Source organism: Peribacillus sp. SIMBA_075 (assembly GCF_046534585.1).
The window spans coordinates 211,700-226,352 of the sequence record NZ_JAWRYN010000001.1 but is presented as its reverse complement, the minus strand read 5'-3'; the positions used below and the strand labels follow the sequence as shown (position 1 = coordinate 226,352).

Here is a 14,653-nt window from a genome sequence, read left to right as displayed (position 1 = left end):
CGTAATTTTATTTTCATGCTAGGCAAATTATTGCCATTGTTTCTTAATTAAAGGATAAACTGGCTTAAATCTTTGTTCCGGGCGATAGAACCAAGCTTTCCTTCGACATATTGGGGAGTAATTGTAATCTTCTCCATCGTAATTTCCGGTGCTTCAAAAGATAAGTCTTCAAGCAGCCGTTCTAAAATGGTATGAAGTCTTCTTGCACCAATATTGTCTGTGTTTTGATTCACTTCGAAGGCCACTTCAGCTATCTTACGAACAGCATCGTCAGAAAATTCAATTTCTATACCTTCTGTTTCTAACAAAGCAACATATTGTTTTAACAAGGCATTATCCGGTTCATGAAGAATCCTTACAAAGTCATCTACTGTCAGTTTGTTCAACTCTACACGGATCGGGAATCTACCTTGTAATTCAGGGATAAGGTCGGAGGGCTTAGCCATATGGAAGGCCCCTGCCGCAATGAATAAGACATGATCCGTTTTAACTGAACCATATTTAGTCACGACTGTCGAGCCTTCGACGATTGGCAGGATATCCCTTTGGACACCTTCCCTTGAAACATCCGCTGATGAACTTCCGGACTGCTTACTGGCAATTTTGTCGATTTCATCAATGAAAATGATCCCATTTTGCTCAGCTCCGTATACTGCATCAGAAGTGACTTCATCCATATCGATCAATTTTGCCGCTTCTTCATTTGTTAAAACGATTCTCGCTTCACTTACTTTCAATTTGCGCTTCTTGCTTTTTTTCGGCATCAGGCTTCCTAAAGCGTCCTGCATGTTCATCCCCATTTGTTCCATTCCCGAACCTTGGAGCATATCAAACATCGAAGCAGCCTGTTCTTCCACTTCAACCGTAATCATTTCACTTTCCAGCTCACCATTAGCCAGCTTTTCGGCGACGATTTTCCTTTTTTCCTGCAAACTTAAATCTTCGGAATTATCTTCCGAATCCTGTTCGTCTTGATTGTTATTGCCTCCAAAAAAGACTTCAAGAGGATTCTTGAAATTACTCTGTTTTTTTGTTGATGGCACTAATAGCTCTATTAAACGGCGATTTGCATTTTCTTCTGCCCGTTCCTTTACGCTCGCCATCTTTTCTTCCTTCACGAGGCGAACGGAAGTCTCCACCAAATCACGAACCATGGACTCCACATCCCGGCCGACATATCCGACTTCCGTAAATTTCGTTGCTTCAACTTTTATAAAAGGAGCACCTACCAATTTAGCCATTCTCCGAGCTATTTCTGTTTTCCCAACGCCTGTCGGTCCAATCATTAATATGTTCTTCGGAACGACTTCATCACGAAGTTGGTCCGAGAGAAGGGAACGTCGGTAGCGATTCCGAAGAGCCACTGCCACTGCCCGTTTTGCTTCACGCTGCCCAACGATATACTGATCCAGTTTTTCAACGATTTGCCTCGGTGTTAAATTAGCTTTTTTTGACATTTGCGCTCCTCCTTACAACTCTTCCACGATTATATTCGTATTCGTAAATACACAAATTTCCGCTGCAATTTGTAAAGATGATTGAGCGATTTCCTTTGCCGATAAATGGTCACTTGAAAACCGCATTAATGCCCTGCCGGCAGCCAGTGCATAATTCCCTCCAGATCCTATGGCGAGAATCCCGTCATCCGGCTCAATTACTTCCCCGGTACCAGAAACGAGCAGTAAATGGTTCTTATCCATCACGACCAGCATGGCTTCCAGCTTTCTCAGTACATTGTCACTTCTCCATTGCTTTGCCATTTCGACGGCAGCACGCTGAAGATTGCCATTATACTCTTCAAGCTTAGCTTCGAACATCTCAAATAAAGTGAATGCATCTGCAACAGAACCTGCAAAACCTGCAAGAACATTACCTTTAAAGATTTTTCTTACTTTCCTTGCTGTATGCTTCATCACTACTGAATTTCCTAAAGTAACCTGCCCATCACCGGACATGGCACATTCACCTTTATGATGCACTGCAAATATCGTTGTCATAAAGTGTCCCCTTTCAACATTTAAGGCCGCGGATGTGTTGCATTATAGACTTTTTTTAATTGGTCTTTTGTAACATGCGTATACACTTGCGTTGATGAAATTTTAGAATGACCAAGCAATTCCTGAACCGTGCGAATGTCCGCCCCATTATTCAATAGGTGTGTAGCAAAGGAATGCCTTAGCATATGGGGATGAAGACTTCCATCTGCGGCTGACTTTTTAATCAATTCATTCAATATATAGCGAACTCCCCTAGGTGTCAGAGGGTCTCCACGAAAATTAACAAATAAATAAACATTCGCTTTGGCGTCAGACGAAGTCATTTCCATCCTGGCTGTACGTATGTATATATCTATCGCTTCTTGAGCATATCTACCAACCGGAACGTAGCGATCTTTTTTTCCTTTTCCATGAACCAGTACTGTACCTAAGGAAAGATCGATATCCTGCAATTTAATCTCACAACATTCACTTACGCGAATGCCTGTCGCATACAGTAATTCCAGTAATGCATTGTTCCTTATTCCTATCGGTGAATCTTTATTTAAAGAAGAAAACAACTGTTTCATTTCCTTCTCATATAGAAAACGTGGCAGTCTTTGATCCTTTTTAGGTAAAGAAACAAGAGAAAAAGGATTATCCTTCACATCACCTTCACGTAATAAAAATTTATAAAAGCTCCGCAAGCAAGAAGTTTTTCTTGCTACAGTGCGCTTAGAAAGTTTTTTCTCATATAAATTCGTTAAAAACAACCGGACATCAAAATATTCAACAGACGTGATATCGATGATACCCTGTTCATTTAGGAACAGGAAAAATTCGTGAATATCACGTTTGTAATTTTCAATGGTGTAATGTGAACTGTTTTTTTCAATTTGTAAATATTCGATGAAGGATGATAATGCCTTTTTTTGATTAATCATGGAAACACCTCGCAAAGGCTAATAAATAGTATCATACTTTAAAACAGCAGGCAAATATTTTACAAATTTTTCACAAAGTTCTGAATTGTGTCCAAAGCGCGTTTAGCATGGGTTTCGTTCCGTTCTTTTTTTGATTTGATTCTCACTTCAAGGTCTGGAAGCAATCCGAAGTTGGCGTTCATCGGCTGAAAGCTCTTTCCATTTGTCGATGTTATATACCTTGCCATGCTGCCCATTGTCGTCTCAGCAGGAAAAATGGCAGGCTCCAATCCTTGGACGATCCTTGCAGCATTGATACCTGCAACCAGTCCTGATGCTGCCGATTCTACATAACCTTCGACGCCAGTCATCTGACCTGCAAAGAATAAATCGTCCCGATTTTTGAATTGGTACGTAGGCTTCAGAACATTAGGTGAGTTTATGAAAGTGTTGCGATGCATAACTCCATAACGGACAATTTCCGCATTTTCCAATCCAGGTATGAGCTGCAATACTTCTTTTTGCGGCCCCCATTTCAAATGTGTCTGAAAACCAACAATGTTGTAGAGTGTTCCTGCCGCATCATCTTGGCGCAATTGAACTACTGCAAAAGGGCGCTTTCCTGTTTTCGGATCTTCTAATCCGACAGGCTTCAATGGACCAAATAACATCGTTTTCTTCCCACGTGATGCCATTACTTCAATCGGCATGCAACCCTCAAAAAAGATTTCTTTTTCAAATTCTTTAAGTGGGACTGTCTCGGCAGCAATCAATGCTTCATAAAAGCGGTCAAACTCCTCTTCCGTCATCGGACAGTTCAAATAAGCTGCTTCCCCTTTATCGTAGCGGGATTTTAAGTATACTTTATCCATGTTGATGCTGTCTTTTTCAAGAATTGGAGCGGCAGCATCATAGAAATACAAGTATTCTTCATCCATGATTTGCTTTAAGCTGTCAGATAGTGACTGACTTGTAAGTGGTCCTGTTGCAATGACGGTAGGGCCTTCCGGAATTTCCGTCACTTCTTCATTAATGACCGTTACATTGGGATGATTTTTGACCTTTTCCGTCACAAGACCGGCAAATTCATGGCGATCGACAGCTAAAGCACCGCCAGCCGGTACAGCACAAGCATCTGCCGCGGACATGATGACCGAATCCAATATACGCATTTCTTCTTTTAATACACCAACCGCATTTGTTAACGTATTTGCCCGAAGTGAATTGGAACAAACAAGTTCAGCGAATTTATCGGTATGATGTGCTGGCGTTTGTTTTACCGGGCGCATTTCGTATAGATCGACTTTGATTCCTCTTTTAGCTAACTGCCACGCCGCTTCACTTCCAGCAAGACCAGCACCGATTACACTTACTTTTGTTTCTTTCATTTTTCGAACCTCCATGTATAGATATGATAAGACAGGAGCATTTATCATTAAAATTGCTTTCATAAGTGTTTCATTTTTAACGATATCTATGTATTTATTCCCAAAATACCCATTCCTGCTACGAAAATTTCAAGCATATGCCACAAATCCAGCATTTCATCTGTACTAAAAGGGATAATGGACACAAAGAGGAATTATATCTTTAAAATAATGCACTTGTCCACTGAATTTTACATCACATTACCTAAATAAAAAAGTTTCAAGCTTTATCCATTTTCTTCAAAGAAGTAAATCCACACGTTACCATGATATCATACTTCGCTGAACATAAAGAAACTCGGCAAATGCCGAGTCAATTTATATTTAGAGTTTCTCAAAAGTACAAAGGGAAAGTAAACGATTTCACAGACTTTTCTATGCTTGAGGAGTTTCTTTGAAGTCACAATCCATGCACTGGACCTGGACTCCTTTTTTGAGTTTTTTCTCAACTAGTGTACCTTCACATTTTGGACAACTCCGCGGTAGCGGTTTATCCCAAGAAATGAAGTCACATCCAGGGTAGGTATCACACCCGTAAAATAAACGGCGTTTTTTACTTTTCCTTTCAATGATGTTTCCTTCCTTACATTTCGGGCATTTCACACCTATTTCTTTTACGATTGGTTTTGTGTTACGGCAATCGGGGAAATTACTGCATGCCATGAACTTACCATAACGCCCCATCTTAAAGACCATCTCATGTCCGCATTCTACACAATCTTCACCTGCAGGCTCATCTTTGATTTCAATTTTCTCCATTTCGACTTCAGCTTTAGCCAAATGAACAGCAAATTCTTTATAAAATTCATCGATGACCTTAATCCATTCGATGCTTCCTTCTTCGACGCTATCGAATTCCTGTTCCATCTTGGCAGTGAACTCTGCATCAAGAATATCCGGGAAGAATTCACGTATCAATTCAAGAACGATCTCACCAAGCTCTGTGGGGATGAACCGTTTATTATCCAAAGTAACATAACCACGTTTTTGAATCGTATCCAAGGTAGGAGCATATGTGGAAGGACGGCCTATTCCCAGTTCTTCTAGGGTTTTGACAAGACGTGCTTCTGTATATCTGGGTGGAGGCTGTGTGAAATGCTGCTTAGGCTCTACATCTTTTGAAAAGAATTGATCTCCTTTTTTCACATCAGGGAGAGCATTTTCCTTTTCTTCCACTGAGTCATCGGATCCCTCAACATATACCTTCATGAAGCCCGGAAATTTAATTTTTGAACCATTGGCCCTGAAGATGACATCTCCGTTATGGAGGTCGATGCTCATAGTATCCATGACCGCCGAAGACATTTGACTTGAAACGAATCGCTCCCAAATCAACTTATATAGACGGAATTGATCTCTGGATAAGAACTCCTTGACTACACCCGGTTCACGTAATGTGCTCGTTGGTCTTACCGCTTCATGGGCATCTTGGGCATTAGTCTGTTTTTTCTCTTTCCGCTGCTCAACCTGAACATAATCTTTACCATAACTATTTTCAATGAAGGTATGGGCTTCCTGTTTCGCAACATCGGAAATCCGGGTCGAATCGGTTCTCATATAAGTGATTAACCCGACTGTCCCTTCCTTTCCAAGCTCGATTCCTTCATAAAGCTGCTGAGCAAGCATCATTGTTTTCTTTGCACGGAAATTCAATTTTCGAGCCGCTTCTTGTTGCAGGGAAGAAGTCGTAAAAGGTGCAGCTGGATTACGCCTTCTTTCCTTTTTAGCCACTGCCCCTATCGTAAATTCGCCGCCATTTAAAGAACCGAGTACTTTTTTGACGTCCTCTTCTGTATTTAATTCTTTCCGCTCACCGCCCAGGCTGAAAAAGGAACCTTCAAACTGTTCTTTTCCTTTTACAAAATCTGCCTTGATTGTCCAATACTCTTCCGGGATAAAATCTTTGATTTCTTTTTCCCGGTCAATGATCATTCGTACAGCAACCGATTGGACCCGTCCCGCACTTAAGCCTTTTTTCACTTTTTTCCACAAAAGCGGGCTGATATTGTATCCGACCAAACGATCCAAGACCCTTCTTGCCTGTTGCGCATCAACCAATTTCATATTTATTGGCCTCGGTGATTTAAATGATTCTTTGATAGCCTCTTTCGTGATTTCGTTGAATACCACGCGGCAATCAGAATTAATGTCAACATCGAGACTGTGAGCCAAATGCCAGGCAATGGCTTCCCCTTCTCTGTCGGGGTCAGCCGCGAGATAGATTTTTTTCGCTTTTTTTGCAGCAGTTTTCAATTCTTTTAAAACCGGGCCTTTACCGCGGATAGTTATATATTTAGGTTCATATTCATGTTCAACATCGACACCCATTTGGCTTTTAGGCAAATCGCGTACATGCCCCATGGAAGCCTTTACTTTATACTTTTTTCCCAAGTAACGTTCTATTGTTTTCGCCTTTGCGGGCGATTCCACAATCACTAAGTATTCTGACATCCAATAAATCCTCCTCAAAGAGGTAATATAAATCTTCACTATTATTAATCATTCAAAAAACATTTGTCAACACCTCTTTACTTTTCAAAGCATGTCATTTTATTTATTTATAAGTATTTTGACAAGAGGTGCCATTTGCAAAACTTATAACAGTTTTACAATATTTTCAACCTTTTTGTCTAAAATTTCAACCATTCCTTTAAAAAAAACGCCTTTTTTTTCTATTTTTCCGTTTAATTCTCCGTCTATCTTCTATATTATATCGTTCAAAATTCTTCCTCAATCTGCTTAGAACTCAAAACAAGTTTGGCACCATCTTGAATCAATTGATTGGTCCCTAATGATTCTGGACTCGTTACATTGCCAGGAAGCGCAAATACCTCCCTGCCATGTTCCAAAGCGGATTGTGCCGTAATAAGGGAACCGCTTTTTTCTTTGGCCTCGACCACGAATACTCCCAGTGATAATCCACTGATGATTCGATTCCTAAGCGGAAACATCCAAGGTTCCGCTCTCTTTTCCGGTGGGGTCTCAGATAAAAGTAACCCTTTATTGATGATTTCCCCTGCAAGGGAAATATTGGATTTTGGGTATATTTGCAAAAGACCTCCTCCTAAAACCCCAATCGTATCTCCGCCTTCCCCCAAAGTGATTTTATGTGCCTCTGCATCGATTCCGGCCGCCACCCCACTTATGATCACGAATTTTTTCTTTACAAGTGGTAATAGAATCGTTTTTAAGGCCTCCAGTCCATACGAGGTTGGCTTACGTGTTCCAACAACACCTAGCGTGCTCCTCCTCGTTAGAAGCTTCTTATCGCCTTTTAAATAAAGAACCCATGGGGGATCGAATATTTGCTTCAGCAAAAAAGGATAATCATCATCGAAGATCGTCAAGCAATGAATTTGGCAATCTTCGTATCGTTTAAGTTTATCGATGGTATTGAGTGAATGTAAATCTTTGAGAAAGAGGGTAAGCTTATTTGAAGGGATAGGGAGGATTTTTACCCATTCCTCGTGATTCATAGTGAAAAGGGAAGATAAGGACGGGTCATTTGACATGATAATTTGGATTGTTTTCCATCCTGCTCCGCGGCAATGATGAAGGTGGATTAATTTTTCTGTTTTATTCAATTGGAAGCACCCCTAATCGGATATTTTTAAAGGTAGGTTGATTGTGATGGTCAAAGTAATCGAAATGTTTCCCGAGGAATTTGGAGTGAAATAAAGGCCGACCCAAAAAACAGGTCGGCCCAACTTAAATCAATGCGTTTTACAAGGTTCGTAGATTTCTTTTTCCTTCAGGACGGAGATCAATGTTTCACCCATTACGGATGGAGTCTCGGCAACTTTAATTCCACATTCGTTCATAACGCGGATTTTCTCGTCAGCTGTACCTTTTCCTCCTGAAATTATGGCACCAGCATGTCCCATACGTTTACCAGCTGGAGCTGTACGGCCACCAATGAAACCTACAACTGGCTTAGTCATATTTTCTTTCACCCAGATTGCCGCTTCTTCTTCTGCCGTGCCGCCGATTTCCCCGATCATGATCACCGCATGTGTTTCCGGATCTTCATTGAATGCTTTCAGTACATCAATGAAGTCCGTTCCGTTAACGGGATCCCCACCGATACCGACAGCCGTAGATTGCCCAATGCCTGCTTGTGATAATTGGTGAACGGCTTCGTACGTTAAAGTTCCAGAACGAGAAACTACACCTACATGGCCTTTTTTGTGGATATATCCTGGCATGATACCAATCTTACATTCTTCCGGACTAATGACACCCGGGCAGTTCGGTCCGATCAAGCGAGTCTTTTTACCTTCCATGTAACGCTTCACCTTGACCATATCCAGGACAGGAATATGTTCCGTGATACAAATAACAAGATCTAGTTCTGCGTCAACGGCTTCAAGAATCGCATCTGCAGCAAATGGAGCCGGTACGTAGATAACCGATGCATTCGCTCCGGTTTCAGTGACAGCTTCGGAAACTGTATTGAATACAGGTACCCCTTCCGCTTCTGTTCCGCCTTTGCCAGGAGTGACTCCTCCAACGATTTTCGTGCCGTATTCCAACATTTGTTTTGTATGAAATAATGCTGTTGAACCAGTGATTCCCTGAACGATCACTTTCGTATCTTTATTAATATAAACGCTCATTATGTTCCCCCCTGCCTATTATCCTACAAGTGATACTATTTTTTGTGCTCCATCTGCCATAGATTCAGCAGCCGTAATATTTAAACCTGACTCTTTAAGTATCTTTTTACCAAGGTCCACATTCGTACCTTCAAGACGAACAACAAGAGGGACATCCAGGCCAAGCTCTTTAGCAGCAGCTACTACGCCAGTCGCGATGATGTCACATTTCATGATCCCCCCGAAGATATTAACGAAGATGCCTTTAACATTTTGATCGGATAGGATGATTTTGAAAGCCTCTTTTACTTTTTCCTCAGTAGCGCCGCCACCAACGTCAAGGAAGTTAGCCGGATCTCCCATATAATGTTTAATGATGTCCATCGTTGCCATAGCAAGTCCGGCACCATTAACCATACATCCGATATTTCCGTCAAGCGATATGTAACTAAGGCCATGTTTTGATGCTTCAATCTCTTTCGCATCCTCTTCATCCAAATCACGGTACTCCGCGATGTCTTTATGGCGGTAAATCGCATTATCATCGAAATTCAATTTAGCATCCAGTGCCATTACATTGCCATCGCCTGTTACCACTAATGGGTTGATTTCAGCGATTGAGCAATCTTTTTCAACGAAAGCTGTATATAAGTTAACCATCAGTTTGGAAGCTTTATTTATAAGTGAAGTCGGAATATTGATATTGAATGCAATCCTACGTGCCTGGAAGCCAGTCAGGCCGACAACCGGATCGATTACTTCTTTGAAAATTTTCTCTGGTGTCTTTTCAGCCACTTCCTCAATTTCCGTTCCGCCTTCTTCAGAAGCCATCAATACGACACTGTTCGTAGCACGGTCAAGGACCAGCCCGATATAATATTCCTTCGTAATGTCGCAGCCTTCTTCAATAAGTAAACGCTTAACTTCCTTGCCTGCCGGTCCTGTTTGATGGGTCACCAGCGTCTTACCAAGAATCTCTTCTGCATATGTACGTGCTTCATCAAGATTTTTCGCTACCTTAACTCCGCCGGCTTTCCCGCGGCCGCCCGCATGAATTTGAGCTTTGACGACAACAACTTCCGTACCTAATTCCTTCGCTGCTTCCACTGCTTCATCTACAGTAAAGGCAACCCGGCCATTTGGAACGGATACCCCGTATTGTCGCAATATCTCTTTTCCCTGATACTCATGGATATTCATTTCCCATCCTCCTTATCTACTAAAAACCAACTTTTAAATTTAATGCCTGTTTTCTCTACCATATTACAACAAAATTCTCCTTGGTGCATAATATTCTTTCACATAATTTTGTGAATATTATCATAATATACTTTTTTACTCTTGTATTAAATGGAAAAAAACTGATTGGCCGTTGTGTTTCTTTATAGTGAAAAGCAATTATATTTTTTCTATCATTCTATTCTTTTAAAAAGCCTTTTCTCTTATAAATCCAGTGAAAACACACCCTGATACACCCTTTTCCACCATATTAATCCAGAAAACACCTCAGGGAAATTACGTTTATCCTTGTTTTGACTCAAAGGAAAAGCAAAAGGACAAAGCCATGGCTTTGTCCTTTTGCTGATAGTTTAGTATGTTTTTAATATAATGAAAATTTGTTAACAATTTCCCTAATTTTCTACAAAAACCAACAAGAATCCATTTTGGTGAAATCACGTGCATAATCAGGCCCCTACCGATTCATGTCCTTGTCGACTTTATAAATGAATGCAAATACCTCCGCAACAGCTCCGTACAATTCTTCCGGTATCGTTTGATTTATATCCAATTGACCTAAAAGTGCAGCAAGCGACTCATCCTTTTGGACCGGTATATCCAGCTTCATAGCCCTTTCCAGGATATTTTCAGCCGTTTTACCTTTCCCTTTCGCCAATATGACGGGAGCTTTGGATGTCTTTTGATCATACTTTAAGGCAATCGCTTCTTTTCGCCTATCATTTTTCATATTCGAATATCCACTCCACTATATGAACCAGATTCTGAAAAAGGAACGGATTTCAACCCGTGGCCCCTCTCTTTTCCGCTTCCCATGTTTACAAATGAAACACCTGACAATCTGTAATCCATTTTTTCCAGATTCTCTCTCAGGAGTTCAAGATATTGATTTGCTGTCTCTTCAAGGACTGCTCCATGCCCATTAATGACCGTCACCTTTATGATTCGATTTTGTACCTGCATATCGATGATAATCTCTTTTAGGCGTTCTAATTCTAAATAAAATAGGACGCGGCAGTATTCCGGGTCTATCTTGCCATCTTTTGTTTTCCTTCCGCTCCATTGTAACGTTAGGTCCGTTTGTATAGAGCCAAGATTGATTGGAAGTGTAAGGAGCAAATTCTGAATCGGCCCATTTTCTTGTGCAAGGATCTGTTGGGCAGTGACCCGATTTAGGATTTGTTCTGCGATCTCCTTAATGGCTGCCGGAGTTTGCTCATTCAGCAATTTAAGCAGCAGCGGTTTAAGTGTATCCAAATCCTTCGAGAACTCCATTTCATCTCTAGTAAGATTAACAAGTGCATGTTCCAGCTGAAGACCAAGGATCTTCGTCCACTCTTTTAGTTGGTGTGCAACAGATGGACCATTAGTAAAATCGATTTTTTGAAACTCAGCTTCAAATACCTTGGCAAGGACCAGCCCCTCATTATTCCTAACGAACTGGGCCTCAGACAGCTGTTTAAGTGACTGAAACAGTAGTTTGGCCGCCTTACCCTTCGACTCAACTACCTGCTCTCTATCCATATTCAAATAGCCTAAAAGGTCATTCACTTCTACATTTCCGCCTAATGCTTTTTTTCCGGCTGTTGCTTCTGCAAATGCACTCTCAAGCAAATGAAAGGCAAGAGGGGAAAGTTTTTCTGCAGAATTTTTTTTCTGAAACGATTGGATATCAGTTGGCATTTTTGTCGCTTTATGATCAACGCCGTTCAATATCCGATTTATATTAATTTCGATTTCATCAATTTTTCCAAATGCTCCGCTTTTTGCCTTGGAAAGTACATGCAATCCTTGGTGTAATTTTTCAATCGCTGAGTTCTTAGGAATTCCGGACCTCACCTCAGCTCCATCAATTAACTTCTCCAGAAAGACAGATTCTGTAATTCCCTTTGGGACGAAACCTGTCTTTTTAAGCAGGGAAAATGCGCCGGATTTCATTTCAGGTGTTGAATCCGAATCCAGCCAAATGGTCACTAGTTTTTGCAAACCGAATTGTTGAAGCTCGCTCTGTTTAGCCACATGCAAGGAGTCCAATACCTCCATAAGCTTGAAAGCCGTCCTCGTTACCACTCCCCCATCCTGCAGTTGCTGCATGAGGCCGCTGAGCAATTTGTGAAAAGGTTCGCCTTTGGCATGTGAAAATAATGCATCATATACATCTTTTACAAACGGCAATTGCTGAATGAACATTGTTTTTATCAGAGGCAGACCAACTTCTGCATCAGCAGTTTTCAGCCATTGCAAAGCGGACTGAAAAGTTTCCTTGGTTATCGGGAGACGGTTTTTCAGGAGATATTCGGCAAGCTTTGCCGCCGCAGGTTCGGGCGTTATGCCGAGATGAGCGATCAATTGTGCAGCTGTGCCATCTATGCTGGAACAGTTCAAATTCGGGGAATCTAAAGCTTTTAACACGACCTTCCCCTCATTTGGTGGTTGAATTTGAAACCAATACCTTTCTCCTGCCCGAAGCGGGATATCGAGAGCGGCAATCATTTTTTGATGGCCAATCTGTACCTCGGCCGTTTGGTTAGGAAAAACCTTATTCACTTTCCCGAAAAGGATTTGACCGTTTTTCAAACTCGCAGTTCCTTGTATTTCAATTGGTGAAGATACGGGTTGACCGCTTGTCGATTGCATCACTCATCCTCCCTAGTCCTTCGTACGTGCAGCGATTTCCTTAACTGGTGCAAAACTTCTTCTATGCCAAGGTGTAAGCCCGTGCTTCTCGAGCGCTTCTAAATGTTGGCTTGTCCCATATCCCATGTGCTTTCCGAAACCATATTCCGGATATTCTTCACCATATTCCTTCATCATCCTGTCACGAGTCACTTTCGCTATAATGGATGCCGCAGAGATGGTAATGCTTCTTGCATCCCCCTTTATGAGTGAAAGCTGCGGAATCGGCACATCCAGTTCCATCGCATCAATCAACAAATGATCAGGAAGTTCCGACAGATCGTTCACTGCGGCCACCATTGCCTTTTTCGTAGCTTGATATATATTGATTTCATCAATTACTTCGCTATGTACAACACCCACTCCTATGGAAAGTGCTTCCTTAAAAATCATCTCATAAAACAGTTCCCTTTTTGACTCTGGAATCTTTTTAGAATCATTCAGTCCTGGCAAATAAAAAGATTCCGGCAAGATGACAGCACTTGTCACAACTGGTCCTGCCAACGGCCCTCTTCCTACTTCATCGATACCTGCAAGAATGGAAAACCCTTGTTTGCGCAATTGCCGTTCAAACTCCGTCATTTCCGTGAAAGCATCCTTTACCTGTCGCTCTTTTTCATAGGCTCTTTGCCATTTGCTCACTAAGTCAGTTACTCCCTTTCGGCTGTCTTCCCGGCATTCTTGTAAAAATAAATCATCTGGCTCTCTTATAGTCTTTAACTTTGAGGAGATTTCCTTAATGCTCATTGCAGTTTTCATCATTTATCACCCATCATATTAATTATCGGCAGTCTTGCTCCTTTTCTACAGTTCAAACAAAAATACGGAGCGGAAAAGAGACATCAAAAGTTAAAAACCTTTTCGACATCCAACTCCAGCTCCGTATCAACCCTTTTCACCGACCTTCTTCAAAAATCAGGTCAGTGTCTTGCAATCTCTACTTAATGTTATTCGGGGATATTATCCTCTTCATAATCCTTAGGGACCTCAAACGTAAGAGGGCCCATCTTTTCTGAACGGATTTCACGTACGACCAACTCTGCGGTTTTGTCATAATCAATGAAGCCACCAGATGCTAAACAGCCCCTGAACTTTCCGACGGCATCGAATAGTTCAAGCGTTTCCTGAGGAATTGCATCCAGGTTATAACGGGATTTCAATCTATCCGGATATTCCTTTTCCAAAAAGCGCAGACCGTATAAAGAGACCTCGTGCAAGTTTAAGATCGTATCCTTGATCGCTCCCGTCAATGCAAGCTTCAAGCCCACTTCCTGATCCTCGAATTTAGGCCAGAGGATCCCCGGCGTGTCCAACAGTTCCAATTCCTTACCAACTTTTATCCATTGCTGCGCCTTCGTGACACCAGGTGTATTCCCTGTTTTGGCAATGTTCTTTTTGGCAAGTCGATTGATTAAAGTTGATTTCCCTACATTCGGAATCCCGACTATCATGGCGCGGATGGCTCTTGGCTTTATTCCTCTTGATTCCATCCTGTCATACTTATCTTTTAAAAGTTTTTTAGAAGCAGCTGTAATCTGGTTTAAACCGTTTCCTGCCTGCGAGTTAATGGCAATCGCCGTTTTCCCCTGTGATTTATAATATTCAAGCCACATATTCGTTTTCACCGGATCGGCCATATCAGCTTTATTCAAAAGGATAACCCTCGGTTTATGCTGTATGATTTCATCGATCATCGGATTTCGTGAAGATGCCGGAATCCGGGCATCCACAAGTTCAAAGATGATGTCGATCAGTTTTAATTTCTCTGTTACTTCCCGTCTTGCTTTGGCCATATGGCCAGGGAACCACTGTATTGTCAA

The 14,653-nt window shown here is 41.5% G+C and carries 12 protein-coding genes; all 12 read right to left on the bottom strand.

Going from position 1 to position 14,653, the window contains the following annotated elements:
- Positions 1-47 precede the first annotated feature (47 nt).
- The 12 genes from hslU to ylqF all read right to left on the bottom strand — a co-directional run bounded on the left by hslU (position 48) and on the right by ylqF (position 14,653).
- Positions 48-1,457, bottom strand: a complete 1,410-nt coding sequence (hslU, locus tag SB775_RS01135; RefSeq protein ID WP_089362459.1) for an ATP-dependent protease ATPase subunit HslU — start codon at positions 1,455-1,457, stop codon at positions 48-50.
- Positions 1,458-1,469: 12 nt separating this feature from the next.
- Positions 1,470-1,997, bottom strand: coding sequence for an HslVU peptidase proteolytic subunit (hslV, locus tag SB775_RS01130; protein WP_054396900.1), 528 nt, complete (start codon positions 1,995-1,997; stop codon positions 1,470-1,472).
- A gap of 20 nt (positions 1,998-2,017) precedes the next feature.
- A complete protein-coding gene (xerC, locus tag SB775_RS01125) occupies positions 2,018-2,920 on the bottom strand; it encodes a tyrosine recombinase XerC (RefSeq protein WP_284471289.1) in 903 nt (300 codons plus the stop codon).
- Positions 2,921-2,979: 59 nt separating this feature from the next.
- On the bottom strand, positions 2,980-4,287 hold the full coding sequence (trmFO, locus tag SB775_RS01120; protein ID WP_061462399.1) for an FADH(2)-oxidizing methylenetetrahydrofolate--tRNA-(uracil(54)-C(5))-methyltransferase TrmFO: 1,308 nt from the start codon (positions 4,285-4,287) through the stop codon (positions 2,980-2,982).
- A gap of 414 nt (positions 4,288-4,701) precedes the next feature.
- Positions 4,702-6,777, bottom strand: coding sequence for a type I DNA topoisomerase (gene topA / locus SB775_RS01115; RefSeq protein WP_089362456.1), 2,076 nt, complete (start codon positions 6,775-6,777; stop codon positions 4,702-4,704).
- A 266-nt stretch (positions 6,778-7,043) separates the two neighbouring features.
- Positions 7,044-7,910 carry a DNA-processing protein DprA gene (gene dprA / locus SB775_RS01110; protein ID WP_061462397.1) on the bottom strand — a complete coding sequence of 289 codons (867 nt, stop codon included), beginning with the start codon at positions 7,908-7,910 and terminating at the stop codon, positions 7,044-7,046.
- 129 nt (positions 7,911-8,039) lie between these two features.
- A complete protein-coding gene (gene sucD / locus SB775_RS01105) occupies positions 8,040-8,942 on the bottom strand; it encodes a succinate--CoA ligase subunit alpha (protein WP_061462396.1) in 903 nt (300 codons plus the stop codon).
- A gap of 18 nt (positions 8,943-8,960) precedes the next feature.
- Positions 8,961-10,121, bottom strand: a complete 1,161-nt coding sequence (gene sucC, locus SB775_RS01100) for an ADP-forming succinate--CoA ligase subunit beta (protein ID WP_089362454.1) — start codon at positions 10,119-10,121, stop codon at positions 8,961-8,963.
- Positions 10,122-10,614: 493 nt separating this feature from the next.
- Positions 10,615-10,887, bottom strand: coding sequence for an EscU/YscU/HrcU family type III secretion system export apparatus switch protein (locus SB775_RS01095; protein WP_061462394.1), 273 nt, complete (start codon positions 10,885-10,887; stop codon positions 10,615-10,617).
- On the bottom strand, positions 10,884-12,794 hold the full coding sequence (locus tag SB775_RS01090; protein WP_410860285.1) for a hypothetical protein: 1,911 nt from the start codon (positions 12,792-12,794) through the stop codon (positions 10,884-10,886). The genes SB775_RS01095 and SB775_RS01090 overlap by 4 nt, the downstream gene beginning before the upstream one ends.
- A gap of 12 nt (positions 12,795-12,806) precedes the next feature.
- Positions 12,807-13,592, bottom strand: a complete 786-nt coding sequence (locus tag SB775_RS01085) for a ribonuclease HII (RefSeq protein WP_410860283.1) — start codon at positions 13,590-13,592, stop codon at positions 12,807-12,809.
- Positions 13,593-13,780: 188 nt separating this feature from the next.
- On the bottom strand, positions 13,781-14,653 hold the full coding sequence (ylqF, locus tag SB775_RS01080; RefSeq protein WP_089362451.1) for a ribosome biogenesis GTPase YlqF: 873 nt from the start codon (positions 14,651-14,653) through the stop codon (positions 13,781-13,783).

Bases quoted from the DNA above. Each gene is read 5' to 3' on its own strand.
- hslU (WP_089362459.1), bottom strand. From the start codon at position 1,457: ATGTCAAAAAAAGCTAATTTAACACCGAGGCAAATCGTTGAAAAACTG.
- hslV (WP_054396900.1), bottom strand. From the start codon at position 1,997: ATGACAACGATATTTGCAGTGCATCATAAAGGTGAATGTGCCATGTCC.
- xerC (WP_284471289.1), bottom strand. From the start codon at position 2,920: ATGATTAATCAAAAAAAGGCATTATCATCCTTCATCGAATATTTACAA.
- trmFO (WP_061462399.1), bottom strand. From the start codon at position 4,287: ATGAAAGAAACAAAAGTAAGTGTAATCGGTGCTGGTCTTGCTGGAAGT.
- topA (WP_089362456.1), bottom strand. From the start codon at position 6,777: ATGTCAGAATACTTAGTGATTGTGGAATCGCCCGCAAAGGCGAAAACA.
- sucD (WP_061462396.1), bottom strand. From the start codon at position 8,942: ATGAGCGTTTATATTAATAAAGATACGAAAGTGATCGTTCAGGGAATC.
- sucC (WP_089362454.1), bottom strand. From the start codon at position 10,121: ATGAATATCCATGAGTATCAGGGAAAAGAGATATTGCGACAATACGGG.
- SB775_RS01095 (WP_061462394.1), bottom strand. From the start codon at position 10,887: ATGAAAAATGATAGGCGAAAAGAAGCGATTGCCTTAAAGTATGATCAA.
- SB775_RS01090 (WP_410860285.1), bottom strand. From the start codon at position 12,794: ATGCAATCGACAAGCGGTCAACCCGTATCTTCACCAATTGAAATACAA.
- SB775_RS01085 (WP_410860283.1), bottom strand. From the start codon at position 13,592: ATGAAAACTGCAATGAGCATTAAGGAAATCTCCTCAAAGTTAAAGACT.